12 protein-coding genes are annotated in these 16,355 nt (G+C 59.8%); 8 read left to right on the top strand and 4 right to left on the bottom strand.

Going from position 1 to position 16,355, the window contains the following annotated elements:
• Positions 1-18 precede the first annotated feature (18 nt).
• From Pan189_RS08830 to Pan189_RS08800, 7 genes are all read left to right on the top strand, one after another.
• Positions 19-1,335 (top strand): NAD(P)/FAD-dependent oxidoreductase, encoded by a 1,317-nt coding sequence (locus Pan189_RS08830; RefSeq protein WP_145363560.1) that lies wholly within the window; start codon positions 19-21, stop codon positions 1,333-1,335.
• A gap of 283 nt (positions 1,336-1,618) precedes the next feature.
• Complete coding sequence (locus Pan189_RS08825; RefSeq protein WP_145363559.1) at positions 1,619-1,903, top strand: DUF3311 domain-containing protein; 285 nt, start codon at positions 1,619-1,621, stop codon at positions 1,901-1,903.
• On the top strand, positions 1,900-3,507 hold the full coding sequence (locus Pan189_RS08820; protein WP_145363558.1) for a sodium:solute symporter family protein: 1,608 nt from the start codon (positions 1,900-1,902) through the stop codon (positions 3,505-3,507). The genes Pan189_RS08825 and Pan189_RS08820 overlap by 4 nt, the downstream gene beginning before the upstream one ends.
• 79 nt (positions 3,508-3,586) lie before the next feature.
• Complete coding sequence (locus tag Pan189_RS08815) at positions 3,587-4,015, top strand: acyl-CoA thioesterase (protein ID WP_145363557.1); 429 nt, start codon at positions 3,587-3,589, stop codon at positions 4,013-4,015.
• A 78-nt stretch (positions 4,016-4,093) separates the two neighbouring features.
• Complete coding sequence (locus tag Pan189_RS08810) at positions 4,094-4,783, top strand: ABC transporter ATP-binding protein (protein ID WP_145363556.1); 690 nt, start codon at positions 4,094-4,096, stop codon at positions 4,781-4,783.
• Positions 4,780-8,349 (top strand): FtsX-like permease family protein, encoded by a 3,570-nt coding sequence (locus Pan189_RS08805; RefSeq protein ID WP_145363555.1) that lies wholly within the window; start codon positions 4,780-4,782, stop codon positions 8,347-8,349. Before Pan189_RS08810 ends, Pan189_RS08805 begins: the two co-directional genes overlap by 4 nt.
• A gap of 240 nt (positions 8,350-8,589) precedes the next feature.
• The gene (locus Pan189_RS08800; protein WP_145363554.1) at positions 8,590-9,207 is read left to right on the top strand and encodes a hypothetical protein; all 618 of its coding nucleotides are present in this window, start codon (positions 8,590-8,592) and stop codon (positions 9,205-9,207) included.
• A 144-nt stretch (positions 9,208-9,351) separates the two neighbouring features.
• Here the strand turns inward: Pan189_RS08800 and Pan189_RS08795 are convergent, their stop codons facing one another.
• From Pan189_RS08795 to Pan189_RS08780, 4 genes are all read right to left on the bottom strand, one after another.
• Positions 9,352-10,245: a peptidylprolyl isomerase gene (locus Pan189_RS08795; protein WP_145363553.1), complete on the bottom strand. Its 894-nt coding sequence runs from the start codon at positions 10,243-10,245 to the stop codon at positions 9,352-9,354.
• 91 nt (positions 10,246-10,336) lie between these two features.
• Entirely contained in the window at positions 10,337-11,962 is a 1,626-nt protein-coding gene (locus tag Pan189_RS08790; protein ID WP_145363552.1) for a serine/threonine protein kinase, read from the bottom strand.
• Between the two features lie 207 nt (positions 11,963-12,169).
• Positions 12,170-12,973, bottom strand: coding sequence for a hypothetical protein (locus Pan189_RS08785; RefSeq protein ID WP_145363551.1), 804 nt, complete (start codon positions 12,971-12,973; stop codon positions 12,170-12,172).
• Positions 12,974-13,371: 398 nt separating this feature from the next.
• Positions 13,372-14,118, bottom strand: coding sequence for a family 16 glycoside hydrolase (locus Pan189_RS08780; RefSeq protein ID WP_145363550.1), 747 nt, complete (start codon positions 14,116-14,118; stop codon positions 13,372-13,374).
• Between the two features lie 356 nt (positions 14,119-14,474).
• Here Pan189_RS08780 and Pan189_RS08775 point away from each other — a divergent pair, with 356 nt between their 5' ends.
• Complete coding sequence (locus tag Pan189_RS08775; protein ID WP_145363549.1) at positions 14,475-16,205, top strand: GGDEF domain-containing protein; 1,731 nt, start codon at positions 14,475-14,477, stop codon at positions 16,203-16,205.
• The last annotated feature ends 150 nt before the right edge of the window (positions 16,206-16,355 follow it).

Below are 16,355 nucleotides of genomic sequence, written 5' to 3'. Positions count from 1 at the left end.
CAGACTCGGGTTCGAAGAATGATTCAAACGGAGCCGACAATCGACAACGGGCCTCAGCCCGAGCTGTCTGATTCGTATGATGTGATCTTACTGGGCGCCGGTCCCGCGGGGGCTGCCTCCGCGGCCATCGTCGCGGAGGCGGGCTATTCGACTTTGCTGCTCGAGCGGCAGGCAATTCCCAGATTTCACGTCGGTGAGTCACTGATCCCGGAGACGTATTGGTCCCTGAAACGACTCGGGTTGATCGATCGACTCAAGGATTCTGCCTTCCCCAAGAAATACAGCGTTCAATTCGTGAACGAGACGGGCAAGGAGTCCGCCCCGTTTTATTTCGACACCTACAAAGACTGCGAAAGCAGCGTGACCTGGCAGGTCGAGCGGGGCCAGTTCGACAAGATGCTCGTCGACAACGCCCGCGAGAAAGGAACGACGGTTCGCACCGATGCGCACGTGATGGACGTCCTATGGGACGGCGAGCGTGCCGCGGGTGTGAAGGTGCGGCTGGGCCACGGCGACGATCGCGTCGTGCGAGAGATCGAATCGAAGGTGATTATGGACGCGACGGGGCAGTCGGCGTTCATCGCCAACCGGCTCGGCCTGCGTGATCCCGATCCGAAGCTGAAAAAGGGCACCATCTGGACCTATTGGAAAGATGCGAAGCGAGATCCCGGCGAACGGGACGAAGGTTGCACCCTGATCATTGCCGGGGCCGACAAGAAGACCTGGTTCTGGTTCATTCCGCTCTCCGACGGCATCACGAGCGTCGGCTGCACCGGCGACATGGCGCATATGTTCGGCAAGCACCGCACGTCACCCGAAGCAACCTACATGGAGGAGGTCGAGAAGTCGCCCGGCATCATGCGACGGCTCGAAGGCGCGACGCGTGTGAAAGAGTTCTTCACGACGAAAGACTTCAGCTATTACTCGTCAAGAGGCTCGGGTGAAGGCTGGGTCTCGGTCGGAGACGCGTACGGATTCATCGATCCGGTCTACTCTTCCGGCGTCTTCCTCGCACTCAAAAGTGGCGAATACGGAGCCGATGCTGTCGTGCGAGCTTTGGAAGCGAACGACCTGTCCGCCGAGAAATTGGGGGGCTGGCAACACTGCTACAAGGAAGGCGTTCAGAACTTCCGCCGACTCGTCTACGCGTTTTACAGCGACGACTTCAGCATCGGCGGCTTCCTCAAGAAGCACCCCGAATTTAAGGACGGCATCGTCGACATTCTAATCGGCGACGTCTTCAAACCCGGTCTCGACGACATGTTCCGCTGCATGAGCGAAGACGTGCCCGAACTGCGGGAACTGGTGGACACACCGGCGGCTGCGACGTCATAGTCAGCGCGGCCTGTTCTCTCATCTGGTTCAGCAAACATCGCATGGCGATATTGATTGCTGAACGGGTGCTTGAGCGGAGTGCGATCTCTGAGCGGAAGGCTCTCGGGCATAACCATCTAATCGCATCGTCTGGACCGCCTGAGCGGCTCAAGCGGCGACGCAGACCGGCGGAGTTTTACAGCGTCCTCCGTTGCTGTAGACTCGCGACCCTTAGGGCGGGCTGTGCCCGCACGATGATTGTCGGTCATTGCCAAGTCACATTAGCTGAGAGTCGCTCACCGTGATGCGTTACGTTGTTTGGGGCCTGGTGGTCCTGCTGATCGTTCTGCACCAGGATGTCTGGTACTGGGACGATGCCACGCTGGTGTTCGGGTTTATTCCGATCGGGTTGTTCTATCACGCCTGCATTTCCGTTGCGGCGGCGTTCACGTGGTTTCTGGCGACGAAATTCGCTTGGCCTCAGGACCTGATCGAAGAAACCGTGGCCGAGGTCAATCCGGAGGCAGGTTCATTCCGAGCCAATCCCGTCAATCCGGGCGGTGATGCAGAAGCGGGGGCGCCGGCGTGACACAGCTAATCATTATCGGCATCTACCTGTCGCTGTTGCTGGGCCTCGGAATCTTCGCGAGCACGCTATTTCGCGGCACCAGCAAAGACTACATGCTGGCTAGTCATTCGATCGGGCCGTTTCTGCTCCTGATGAGCATCTTCGGCACGACCATGACGGCCTTTGCCCTTGTTGGTTCGACCGGCGAATCGTTCAGCCGGGGGATCGGCGTCTACGGGATGCTGGCGTCGTCGAGTGGGATCATCCATTCGCTTTGTTTCTTTCTGCTCGGCATCAAACTGTGGTCGCTGGGTAAGAAGTACGGCTACACGACGCAGATTCAGTTCTTTCGCGACCGGCTCGAAAGCGACAAGATCGGACTGCTGCTGTTTCCGATTCTCGTCACGCTCGTGATTCCGTATCTGCTGATCGGCGTGATGGCGTCCGGCGGGGTGATCAACGGGGTCACGCAGGGCACGTTTGAAGCGGGGACATTTCCCTCGTTTCTGGAAAACGGAGACGCCGCGGAAGACGGCACTCCCGGCACGATGGCCACCGGTTCGAAGGGCGGAGTGCCCCGCGAATTGGCCTCGCTCACGATCTGCGTTGTGGTGCTGATCTACGTGTTCTTCGGCGGCATGAGAGGAACAGCCTGGGCGAACGCCTTCCAAACGATCGTGTTCATGATTCTCGGGATGGTGACGTTCTATGTGATCGCCACGAAACTCACCGGGGAGTCTTCCCTGTTCGCCGCACTCCAAAAGGCGAGCGAAGCGATCCCGAAAGAGAAGGCGACACGGATTGGGATCTCGCAGTCGGCATTCCTGACATACCTATTCGTGCCGCTGTCGGTCGGCATGTTCCCTCACTTATTTCAGCACTGGTTGACGGCCAAGAGCGCCGCCTCGTTTAAGCTGCCGGTGATCGCGCACCCGATCTTTATCATGATCGTGTGGGTGCCCTGCGTACTGGTTGGAGCTTGGGCGACGAGCAATTTGATTCAGATTCCGCCGCCGATTCAGGCCAACCAGAATCTCGTCCTGCCGTTCCTCGTGAAGAAGCTCGCCGGGCCAGTGCTGGGCGGATTTCTCACCGCGGGAATCCTCGCGGCGATTATGTCGTCGCTCGACAGCCAGTTCCTCTGTTTGGGCACGATGTTCACCGAAGACATCGCCGTCCACTACGGCGGAAAAGATCGCTTCAACGACAAGCAAACCGTCGTGCTGGCACGCTGCTTTATCATCGCGATCGTGGCTCTGACCTACTTCTTCAGTCTGTTCGAACCGCGGGCCGTGTTTGTGCTCGGGGTATGGTGCTTCAGCGGTTTCAGCGCCCTGTTCCCGCTCGTGTTCGGGTGCCTGTATTGGCGGGGCGTGACGAAGCCGGGGGCTTATGCCTGCATATTGGCGGCGATTTCGAGTTGGGTCTATCTCTTCTGGAAATCGGGCTTCGCCGAGGATGAGCGCTACACGCTCGACTTCACTATCGCCGGCACGACCTACCCGACGATGCCGGTCTTCACGATGGTCGTCTGCTCGACGCTGGCGCTCATTATCGTTTCGCTCGCCACGCAAAAATGGAAACCGACCGAGGCGACGCTGGCGAAGTTCTTTCCGGAGCGCTAGAACTTAGAACGACTCTACGCTCCGGGCGCTGACGCTTCCGGCTCGCCTTTGTTCTCAATTCCTTACTCCCTCGCACTTAATGGCTTCGACGTTTACTACCACCCGCCGGGTCGCGTTTTGTGAGACCGACATGGCGGGGATCGTTCACTTCTCCTACTTCTACCGGTACATGGAAGACGTCGAGCACGCGTTCTTCAGGTCGCTGGGATTGTCGATCATGGAGAAGCAGCCCGACGGCTCGATCGTCGGCTGGCCGCGTGTGAGCGCGAAGTGCAACTTCAAGGCCCCGCTCTACTTCGAAGACGAAGTCGCGATCACGCTGAGTGTCCAGCGGATCGGCGTGAAGTCGCTGACGCTCGACATCCACTTCAACCGCGGCGATGAGCTGGTCGCCCTCGGCACCATGAAAACCGTCTGCTGCCACTTCACTCGCGGCAAGCCGATGGAGTCGATCGCCATCCCGGACAGCTATCTGTCCAAAATCGAAGAAGCCTCGACGGACGCCTGACGACACGGTTGAAGTCCGATCGGAGGCGGCGAAGATGAATGGCATCTGTTCTCCCGCGTCGCAATCAATAAGTCCGCCGTGTCTATCTCCGTTCGCAATCTCAATAAGACCTTCGAATCGGCAGCCGGACCACTGGAGATTCTCAGTGGGGTCGACTTCGAACTTGCAGACGGCGAGGCCGCCGTCATCACGGGGCCGTCCGGGTCGGGCAAGAGCACGTTCCTGTACGTGCTCGGCCTGCTGGAGCAGCCGACGTCGGGCGAGGTGAATCTGTTCGGCGAGACGCCCTACGCCTGGAGCGAGTCGAGGCAGGCGAAGTTCCGCAACGAGCGAATCGGGTTCGTGTTTCAGGACCATCACCTGCTGCCGCAATGCACGGTGATTGAGAATGTGCTGCTGCCGGTGCTCGCGTTCGGCAAGGCAGGCAAGTCCGATCAGGATCGCGCGACGGAACTGATCGATCGCGTCGGCCTGTCGCATCGGATCGATCACCGGCCCGCAAAACTCTCCGGCGGAGAACGGCAACGCGTGGCGTTGTGCCGCTCACTCATCAACGAACCCGACCTGCTGCTCGCGGACGAGCCGACCGGCAATCTTGATACGGCGACGGCCGACAACGTCGGCGACCTGCTGTTAGCCCTCGGCAAAGAACGCGGCACGACGCTCGTCTGCGTCACGCACAGCCTCCAACTGGCCGAGCGATTTCCGCTTCGCTTCTCGCTCAAGGATAAGAAGCTCGTCCGTCCGGAAGCCGGGGTCCGATCGTGACCCGCTTCAATCTGGTTCTGCACAGCCTCGGCCACTTCTGGCGGACGAATCTCGCGGTGCTGCTCGGTGTCGCTGTGGGCGCCGCGGTGATCGGCGGCGCGCTGATTGTGGGCGACTCGGTCAGAGCGAGCTTGCGGCAGATCACCCTCGACCGGTTGGGCAATGTCGATTTTGCGATGAGCGGCACGCGGTTCGTGACTGAAGACCTCGCCGACCGTTGGCAGATTGACGACGACGCGAGCTTGGCCCCGGCGATCGCGATGGTTGGTGGAGTGAGCCGCGAGTCGGACGACCTCATCAACACGATTGGCAACGTCAACGTCTACGGAGTCGACGAGCGGCTCTGGTCGCTCTTGAAGACCGGCGCGATTGAGCTGCCAAGCGACTTCGAAGTCGTTCTCAACCAGCGAGTGGCCGAGGAATTGAAGGCTTCGGTCGGTGACGAGGTTATCGTCTCTCTCGAACTCCCGTCGGAGATACCGCGCGAGAGCCTGCTCGGCGACCGTGATGAAACGGCGAGAGAAATCGCGCTGACGGTCTCGGCGATCATCCCGGATGGCGTAGGGGCGGGGCGATTCGGTTTAAATCCGGGGCAGCAGATTCCGCCGGTTGTGTTCGCCACGCTCGACACTTTGCAGAGCGAGTTGGGCCTCGCCGCGGTGCGGGCGACGAGGCGGAATCCGACGGCGAAACCAGCGCGAGTGAACGCACTCTTCGGAGCCATTCATCCCGAAAGCCCGCCCAACGACAGTGAGTGGCTGGACGCCAAGAAGGCGAACGCTCTGTTGCCGGAAGCCAATTCCGCCCTCAAGTTCGCTCTCACGCTCGACGACCTCGATCTCCGCATCGTGCCGAATGAGGAATTCGGATACCTCGCGTTGGAGAGTCGGCGCTTGATTCTGGAACCGGGGGTCGTTGCTGCCGCGGAGCAGGCGGCGGAGGAACTGGGGCTGAAGCAATCACCGGTGTTGGTCTACCTCGTCAATGAGATCGCGAACGCCGCTGACCCGGAGCAATTCGCCGCCTATTCCGTCGCCGCGGGAATCGAATTCGACCAACCACCACCCTTCGGCCCGTTCGATTATCTCGAAGGCCATGCAGCCGCGACTGGTAAGGAGCGGATCAGTGAAGGGTCGGAATCCTCGAATGACGGCGAACCCGCGACCCAATCCCCTCCCTCCCGGTCGGGGCTACAACAGGTCGTTCTCAACGAGTTCCTTGCAAACGAGCAATTGGGGGTCGAGGTCGGCGATGAGGTGACGGTGAAATTCTACACCGTCGGCACGCAGGGCGATTTGCCCGAGGAGGAACACCGCTTTCGGGTGTCCGGGATCGTCAAGCTGGAGGGCACTATTGCCGCCGACCGCACGCTGACCCCGGCACTGGAGGGCATCACCGATGCCGACACGTTCGGGGACTGGGAGCAGCCCTTCGACATGGACCTCGACCTCGTCACGCCGGAAGACGAAGCGTACTGGGAGGAATATCGAGCGACGCCGAAATTATTTTTACCGCTCGATTTCGCACAGGATTTATTTCAAAGCCGCTACGGCACGCTGACTTCGTTTCGCGTGTCGATCCCCGACGTGATGAGCGTTGAAGAGGCGACCGAACTCTTTCGCCGCGAGTTACTGACGGCGATCGAGCCGCGGGAGCTCGGTCTCGCATTTCGACCGGTCAAACTGGAGGGATTGCGAGCGGCGCAGGGCACGCAGGACTTCGCCGGGCTGTTCGTGGGCTTCAGCTTCTTCCTGATCCTCTCGGCGGCGATCCTGATCGGCCTGCTGTTCCGACTCGGCGTCGAACAGCGGACCCGAGAATTAGGTCTGCTGCGAGCGATCGGATTCACAACGAAGTCGGCGGGACGACTGCTCCTGATGGAAGGGGCGGTCGTTGTGCTGCTGGGTGGCGCCATCGGAACGCTGGCCGCCCTGGGCTACGCGTGGCTGATGATCTACGGGCTGCGCACATGGTGGGTTGGCGCGATCGGGACGCGGTTCCTGTTCCTGTCTCCGACACCGCTGAGTTTGATGATCGGATTTGTTGGATCAGCACTACTCGCTCTGCTGGCGGTCTATTGGGGACTGCGGAGGTTCCGGACGCTTTCGTTAAGAGAACTTCTCGCCGGAAGTCGTCAGTCGCAGGCCAGCGAATCGGGCGGTAGCGGAACTTCAAGACTGCTGGCGGTCGGTTCCGCTGTTGGGGGAGCGTGTCTGATTCTGGGAACCCTCATCGGTTTGATTCCCGACGTCGAAGCCTTCGGCGGGATCAGTTGGGCGATGCTGAGCTTTTTCGTCGCCGGGATGCTGCTGCTGACGGCTTCGGTCGCGGCGCTCTCGGCGTGGTTGGAGCGCGGCAGCGGAAGTCCACTCTCGTCCCTTCGCCAGTTGAGCGCCCGCAACGCGGTGCGTGAAAAACAGCGGAGCGTCATGACAACTGCGCTCGTCGCCTCGGCGACATTCGTACTCGTTGCGGTCGCGGCGGCGCGGATGGACCCGACGGAACAAACGCCGCGAAAAGACTCCGGCAACGGCGGCTTCCTGTTGCTCAGTCGCTCCTCGGTGCCGCTCCCTTACAACGTCAATACGGAGGAAGGTCGAACGAAGCTCGGGATTCAGCTTAAGGATCCGGCGAATCGTGAATTGTTCGACCGAATCGATGCCTACGGCTTTCGCATTCGACCCGGTGACGATGCGAGCTGTCTCAATCTGTTCCGCACGTCGCTGCCGACGGTCCTCGGTGCATCCGACCGCATGATCGAGCGCGGCGGCTTTGCCTTCACCGCAACGTCGTCGAATGAACCCTGGCAATTGCTGAAAACACCGTTGCCCGACATCGACGGCAAGCCGGTCTATCCGGTCTTCGGGGATATGAACACCTTGCTCTACAGCCTGAAAAAGGGCGTCGGCGACACGATCGCGGTCCCTTCGGAAGAGAATCCGGAATACCGGCTGCAGATCGTCGGGATGTTTGTCGGCAGCGTGTTTCAAGGCACACTCGTGATGAGCGAAGGGAGTTTCAACGAGCTCTATCCCGATCTAAGCGGCTACGGGTGGTTCCTGATCGAAGGCCCGCAGGACGAACAGAGCGAACTCTCAACGCTGCTCGAGACGAAGCTTGCGCCGTACGGATTTGATACCGAGCCGGTTTCCCGCAGGATCGCCGACTTCTTGGCGGTGCAAAATACTTACCTGTCGACGTTTCAAGCACTGGGCGGATTGGGACTGCTATTGGGCACGGTCGGGCTCGCCGTGGTGATGCTGCGCAATGTGTTAGAGCGGCGATCGGAAATCGCATTGATGCGGGCGGTCGGTTTCCGCGGTACGCGTATCGCGATTGCCGTTCTAATCGAGAATTCGCTTCTGCTCGGATGGGGGCTCGTTGCGGGAACGGCGTCGGCTCTGCTATCGCTCGCTCCGCACCTTGTATCGTCTGGGGCAGATGTGCCGACGGGATCGCTGGCCCTGCTGCTGCTCGCGGTGTTTGTCGTCGGATCGCTCGCGTCATTGGCGGCCGTGCGGGCGGCGGTACGAACCCCGATTGTCGGTACCCTCCGCGGCGAGTGATCCCCCTGCGGTGGTCCCCCGGACAACGCCCGATAGAATCAGCGAACGAAACCACGCAGCGCGATCGAAATATCCTCAGCCAAAACAAGCCCGCAGCGCAAGCAAGGGATTCGCATCTTGGATATCGCGTAACGTTCAGCGAAGGGCACAACCTGATCCGCTTACTACGTGCGCGGCTTGTTGCTCAACGCTCTCAATTCTCGACCCTAGACTCTCGACTCAACTCCCCGGAGATAATTCATGATTTCGAAGCAGTGGCTCGTTGTATTGCCTTTCATCCTCGGAGCCGCCCTGTCGTGGGGACTGTATGTGCCGAGTGTGCATGAGGCGGCCGACAGCCTGAAGAGCAATATGCGGGCGTTCCTGTTCGTGGGGGTCGCGTACTTCATCACGGCGGTCGTCTTCCCGTTGCTGCTGATCTTCGTGTTCGGCGATCCGACCGAGAAACCGGGAGCCAACTGGGGTCTTAAAGGAACGGGCTGGGGCATTCTGGCCGGAACGCTCGGCGCGGTGGGCGCACTGTGCGTAATTTACGCGGTCACGGCCGCGAAGGCCGAAGGGATACCGAAGGGACCGCTTTACGTCGCGCCGCTGGTGTTCGCCGGGGCGCCGATCATCAACACGATCGCCACGATCACCATCTTCAGTTGGATTCACAAATCGACCGGGGCGACCCCGACCGATCCGCGATTCTATCTCGGCCTCGTCCTCGCCGCGGCGGGGGCGGCCATGGTGATGATCTATAAACCCAAAGACGGCCCCAAGCCCGTCCAGCCGGTGCCGGTCGCGGAGTCGACCGACCAAGCCGACGCCTCAGGGACCTCGATCACGGCGTCGTCGGGTGATGAGAGTTCCTAGAAGGGATTTCAATACCGGCCAGAGGCGCAAGCCGATGGGCGATCAACCAGCGATTTTCCCGACGGCTGGCGCCTCGTGCTTGTATGACAGACGAATTGAAACTGCTTCTAATGCGACCGTCACGTCAGGCACTGTCTCGTTCGATCAATTCCGCTCGATTTGGGCCGACCGCCGTTGCTCGGCGACCAATTGGGATCGCAGCTGGCGGGCTAACTCGGCACGTACGATCGGGCGAACGTCTTCGAGGCTGAGCTCACCCTCTTCGATCTGTTCGACCAGAACGAGGTGCCAGCCGAGCGGCGATTCGAGAGGCTCGCTGATTTCACCCGCGCCGAGCCGGAACACAGCCGGCGCGATGGCGGACGGAATATCGCCGAACGGGCTGATCCATCCGAGTGAACCGCCTTCGGCGGATGATGGAGCTTCGGAGTGTTTTAACGCCGCCGCCGCGAACGAATCGCCGTCGCCATTGATCTCTTGTCGAATCTGCTCGAGTCGCATTTGCGTTTGGGCAGGAGGTACGCCGTCAAATCCTTTGGCGAGAAATATCTGCCGAACCTTCAGGCGTGAGCCGTCGAAACGTCGGCGGTTCGCTTCGAAATAGTCACGCAGCGATTTTTCCGTGATGACCCGGCGCAGGTGCGTTTCCCATCCGAGGGAGACGGCGACCGCCGTCTCAAGCCGTGCGTCAGTCAGTCCGAGCTGTTCCAACTGGGCCCGCGCCTCCGGCCGGCCCGCCGTGAGCCTTTCGATGAATCGTGTCTTGGCACGGTCGATCTGCTCGACTTCGGGGATCGCGCGCCGGTCTTTCAGAAATTGCCGCAACAGTTCGCGACTAATCAGTTCTTCGACAATCAACGCGCGGGGGACGTCCGCGTCGGAACCTGCGACCTTTCGGAGGCTCCGCTCAAACGTGATGTCGGCCGCGGTGATCGGTTCCCCGTTGACCAGAGCGACCGGTTCCTCCGCCGCCCTCGTGAAAGGCGCGGGAAGTCCGACCGCGATCACTACCAGCCAACCGAGCAGTCGCTGAGCCATGAGGTTGTTGCTGCAAAAGGCATCGCGGGACGAGAACTACCCGCCACGCATTACACCAACGGGGGCCGGCGTGAGCAAACCTCTTCGACGTTCAGCGATCCATCTCAACGGTGGGGCTTGTCGCACCGATCAGGTCTTGATCCGCGGAGAGAGCGCCCGCCATTTTCGGGCGCGGGATGTCTTTCCCATCGACGCGTTCGGCAATCCCTTCCCACCAATCGCGGGCGATGTCGTGATCCCATGCGTCCGGGCAGGAAGCCGAGCGAATCGCTTTTCGTAGTTCTTTTGCCGTCTGGATGCGAGCCTTCGGGTCGAATGCCAAACAGTCTCTCAAAACGCGGATGCTCTCGGAGGGCGTTCGCCGGGCCGCCACCTGCAATTGGTTCTTGATACTCTTGGCAGCTTGTTTTCGACTCCACTTGTGCGTCCCGGAACTCGTCTCGGGATGAAAACCGGTCAGCATGAAAAGAGTGGCGGCCGCTGCGGCATAGATGTCTGAGCGCGGGTCGACATGCCCGTCGGGCGAGAACTGCTCGGGCGCCATGTAGGACGGGGTTCCGGCAAGGCTGCTCGACATCCGCAATTCCCCGCGACGTGAGGCCAGTCCGAAATCGAGGACTTTCACGAAATCAAAGTCGCCGCCGCACTGCGTCAAGAAAATGTTCGAAGGTTTGATGTCCTGATGGACGACCAATGCCGAGTGTGCGCTGGCGAGGGCTCTGGCGACCTGCCCGAACAGGAACATCGCTCGCTCGTGAGGCATTGGCCCGAACCGCCTCACGATCTCTTGGACATCGTGACCGAGCAGGTACTCCATCGCGTAGAAGAAACGACCTTCGACATCGTGGCCGTATTCGTAGATTTGAATGATGTGAGGGTCGGTCAGCCGCGCGGTCTGACGGACTTCCTCCTCAAAGCGAGCGGCCATCCGACCGTCGCGATCACGATCTTCGCGGACCAGCTTTAACGCACTGAGCCGACGCATGACGCGGTGTTCGGCCAGATAGACCATCCCCATCCCGCCCGACCCGATTTGTTCGATCAGGCGGTAACCATTGATCTCTTGCAGGCCTTGAAGCGAGTCGGCGAACTGGCGAATGCGAGCCAAACCCAACGCCGCAGTCAAAGCGGTCAGCAGTAGGAATGCCGCCGTCAGGCCGACGATGAACTTCTCTGACTGCGTCGGCTCGATCTCGAGAAAAACCGCCAGTCCGGCGAACGTGGCGATCGGGATCGCGCAAGCGACAGTGCAGACAATCAGGGCCCGCTTGATCGTGTTCGGAACCAGCATCCCATAGAGCAAAATCAGGTAGCCCCAGCCGCCGAAGAAGGCGACCGTCACCAGTGGAGTTTCGCCCGGAGCCACATCTTGGCCGTAGCGTATTGTCAGCGTCACTTGCAGGCTGATCGCCTGCACTGCCGCGAACCCGAACAAGACACGCTCGATCATCCGCAGCCAGTAGACGCTCTTGATGGGGCGTGCCCCTAAGTAGAAGTTTGTGCCGAGCGTGCCGACGCATCCGATAACGCAGATCGCCTTGGAGGTCAGGCTTTCGAATGCGAACGCCAACGCGAGCATCGCGCCGACGAGCGATAGCCAGACCGCGGCCAGCCGCAGCCGTCGGCGAAGCAACACCGGCGAAAACGAAAGGGTCGACGTCTCCGGCCAGAAGCCCTCATAAGAGAGCTGCAGGGACGACTGTTCTTTGAGGGACATTGAATCTTAATGATGAAGCGATAATCGCAGAGATAACTCCTCGAATACGACGAGAAACAGCCGAGGAGTTCGCTTCAAATCAGGGGAAACCGTTCAGCCTGTCATGATTTCAGGCTTTTCCCTCTCGGTAGAATCACCCGTGCGATGCGTAGAAGTCTCAGACACCACCGAATCGCGAGGACTCTCAAACACTGCTCTTACTGAGACTTATGACTCGTTGTTCGGCCGATTCAGGGGAGGGGCACCCAGCGAGAGTCCATCCCGGTCCCGATGCGGGCCGTGATTGAGCGGGACGGGGGTGTCGGCCAACAGAACGCAATCTTGAATCGACTGTTCAGCCCGGACGAGCAGATTCTGCGTACCGGCACTCGGCTTCCAATTACAATCTTCGACGGCTCGCTTCCACGCCAATTCCAAACCGGTCAGCAAGATCGGCCAGGCTGTGCCGAGCCCTTGCCGCTGTCCGATTTGATATTCGTAACCTCCGAAATCGGCCGCGCGATCGACATCAAATACGAATTCTTCAGCCAGAAATCGCGTCACCAAATGGCCCGACAGCACATCGGTCCAACGCTCCGACATCCGCCGAAAGCGGTCACCGAGTTGGCGATCCAGACCGGCCGGTTCATCCGCCAGCAGGGCATGCAGCGCAGTGTTCTTTGGAAGTTCCAGTTCGTCGACGATCGCTATCGCGACGGGCGCCGCCCGACGTCGCAATGCGTTGCGATCTTGAGCGATGAAGGCTGATGCGGTCACCCGCGCGGCGGCGTCGACCGTAAAGAGCTCGAGCAGCGTGGCCGTCGAACAATGGCGCCGCAGCACACTCTCGTAAGCATTCGCCAGCACTCGAAAGCTTGACCAAGCCGATCGAGCCGCGACATCACGACGCTGTTGATCAGCCTCCAATGTCTGATCAATTTCTTTTGAAAGCGTTGCCGCCGCGAGGATGAGGTCGGTCGGAGTGACGGCCGGCCGTCCCAAAGCGTCGTCGATTGGCAAGTCTCGTGGCATCAAAATTACTCAGTCAAATGAAATCAGGCGTTGGCTCTTTTAAGTCGCCGACGGCCGAAATTCTTCGGAGCAGCCGCAGCGCGATCGGACAACGAAGATGCAGTTGCAGTGCCAAGCCCTTCGATAGTCCGGCATTGTTCAACAATCGGAACAAAATCTCCCCATTTGCTGCGAAGTCGTGCTGTACATTTCATAAATTGCACACTTCCCCGCAGTTACGGATCGCACCCCGTCGAGCAATCACTACGCCGGTCGGCTTTTGGAAACACCTATCAGGAGCGGCTGGACTTCAGCCTCGCGATCGACTTCTCCAGAGGGTAATGATTGATCTCAGCGCGTGATCCTGCCGCGACGGACGGCGCGATCCCCGCAGTTCCGTTTTGGGAATTGAAGTCGACCTAATCCTTTCGGGCCGGATCGACGACACCGGGCAGGCGACCAATCTTCATATCTTTGATTTCCGCCGTCGTCACCCAGCTCGCCAGACCGAATGGCTTGCAGACTTCGACTTCCCTTCGGATCGAAAGGCGTTTGTCGCGAATCGGGACGTCAATCAATTCTTTGGAGTCAAGAAAACAGGTGATGCGACTGGAAGTGACCCGCAGCCTAACGTCGTACCAACGTTCGTTCTCGAATTCTCGATATGAGGTGGTCTCATTCTCGGACGCGTCGTACCCGTCGAGGCTCGAAATCCCGACGACACCCCCTCCCCAGCCGCCCAAAATCAAGGTGCAATGCGACTTGTCCACGGGAAAAGTCAGCCCGACAAAGAAGTCGCTTCCCGAGACCCTGCGAGCTTTGAGCCGCACCTCGTAGTCAATTTTCGGGAGCTTCTCGAGCGATCGGACGGCGGTCAGGTCGACCCCGGTGCCTAGTGTCAGCCGACCGGGTTTCTTCGTGATCTCACCGCCCCCGGCGACATCGCAGACCTTCCATTTCTTCAGCGACGGCTTATCGAGCAGATCGTTCCACTCCTTCGGATCAGCACCCTCGGTCTGCTCGGATCGCTCTGCTGCTTGGACGGTCCCATCGGGAGAGTCGGCGAATCCGCTTTGCGTAATCCCGAGTATTGCCCATCCGCAAAGGCCGTAGCTTAAGAGCCGAAAATGGGATGCGAATTTTGACAGGCCGGGCGTGAAGGGCATATCTGACTTCTGCCATTGGGACGAATTTGCGTAGGCTGCCGGTCTGACCGCCTGTTACGATTCGATCGGTTATCGTAGGCACGAAGGCCGCCGTTGTTGATGCGTGAAGTCAACAGAACTGAGTTCAAAGAAAACGCCGCAGGACCGGACGAACGTGAGCTAGGTTGTCTTCGGGCGAGGTTGCCATTTTGGTAAATGCCAAGTCGCGATCTCGCACTAAGACCTTCCGCCGGCGCGTCCGTCCTTTCGTCTCCATTCAGACGCGACGCCGCAGGGGGTCAATTGAAAATCAAAACCAATCCCATCGCAACTACGCGACTCCGCTCGCGTCCCGCCAAGCCGAAGGGCCCTACCGAATGACCGGCCTACTGGGAGAATTCAGCGAACTCGTCTACGGCGGCTCCGCCGTAGCGCTCGCGGCTGTCGTTCTTCTGCAATATCTGGTGCACATGAACCGCGTCGGTCGGCTTCGCCGTAATGAACTGACCATCAAAGAGGATCTGGCCGGCTTGGAATCCGAACTCGGGGAAGCGAAGAAAGACCGCTCCCTCACCCGGCTCGAAAATCACATCCTCCGCGAATTCGTTTCTCAAACTGATCTCGCCAAAGCACTCGATGTACTGTTGCGTCGATTCGTTCCGCGGACCGAGAACGGGTATGCCGCGTTGATCGAAAAGGGATCGAACGGATTTTCCTGTCATTGGTCGCGGGGCCTGACGAGCTTTTCTCAAGCTCGCCTGACACTAACCGATGACCTGTTTGATCAGATCTGCACTGAGGGCGTCGAACCTGTCACTCGCGGGGACGCCGCGTTCGATGAGTTTGTCGATCACCTTGATCGACCCGACAAGGCGAAAGCGGAGACGCTCTATTTTGTGGTTGTCGGAACGCCGGCTGATCCGGTTGGTGTGTTCGTCACAACGAAGCTCTACCCGGCCGGCGCCCCACTGCCGCAGCAAATCGAGTTAGCGCAGCGACTGATGCTCAACGTCGCCGCGGGATTGAGGCAAACGCGAACCCTTGAGAGCCAGCAGCGGGAACTCCGGGCTATCACCGAGATGATGGAACTGCGAACGGTCACCGATCGGACGTATGATTCGCCCGTCCGGATGATAACGGCCTTCTCGGAACGGCTGCGAGAGAAAGTCGGCGCTGATCGCGCGACGCTTTATCTCCCTCCCCTGGGCAAGACGGCGAGCTGCAAAGCCCTCATGCGATGCGGCAGCGAATTACCTGAGGGCCTCGACCGCGTTTGGATCGAACATGAAGACCGCATCGCCCGGTTCTGCCTCGGGATGGATGAACCTCGAACGCTCGCACCCGAAACTCTCAAAAAGTTCGGTATTCACACGCTCATTCGGCACGCGCTCGTCTTCCCCCTTCGCCAAGGCGAAAAGCGGCTGGGCATGATCTGCCTCACCAAAGGCGGGCAAGAGTCGTTCGAAACGACGGCCCAGCAACTCGGCGAATGGGCTTCCGAGTACTTGGGCGAAACGATCTTTAAGGTCGTCAATCAGGCCATCGTGGAACGCCAGGCGCGACAGGACGGACTGACCGAACTGGCTAATCGCAGGGAATTCGATCAACAGCTCAACGCGCACGTCGCTGAAATGCAGACCTGCGGAACAGACGTGTCGCTCCTGCTGTGCGATCTCGATCGCTTCAAAGCCGTCAACGACACCTACGGTCACCAATCGGGCGACGAAGTCCTTCGCGTTGCGGCTCAGGTCGTTCGCGAGCAGGTCATGAGTATCCGCTCGACCGATCGCGCCGTAATCGCACGCTACGGCGGGGAAGAGATCGCGGTGATCCTCCCGGGCGTGCCACTTCCGGGAGCCGTGAGGGTCGGCGAGTCGATCCGCAAGGCGATCTCTGAGATTGCATTCGAATTCGAACGGAAGTCGGTCACCGTCACCACGAGCGTCGGCGTCGCCAGTTTGCCGATGCATGGCGAAACGGCCGTCGATTTGATCGCACGGGCTGACGAGGCGCTCTATCACGCCAAGCAGAGCGGTCGCAACCGCGTTTGCACCTTCGGAGACGTTTCAGCGGTCGACGCGGCGGCGAAAGAACCGCAGCTGCGATGAAGCCGTTCTCCGCCACGACTTGATTGGGCTTCAGACCTCTGAGATCTGATCGTCAATCGGGTTATGCTACGGACATCACAGCAGATTCCGCAGCCAACACGGAATTCATCTTCCAGAATTCTCTTCCGCGTTCCCGATCGGGCTGTCTGC

This window comes from Stratiformator vulcanicus (assembly GCF_007744515.1).
Classification (GTDB): Bacteria; Planctomycetota; Planctomycetia; order Planctomycetales; family Planctomycetaceae; genus Stratiformator; species Stratiformator vulcanicus.
The sequence above is the reverse complement of the archived record's forward strand: the minus strand, read 5'-3'. Positions and strand labels throughout refer to the sequence as shown.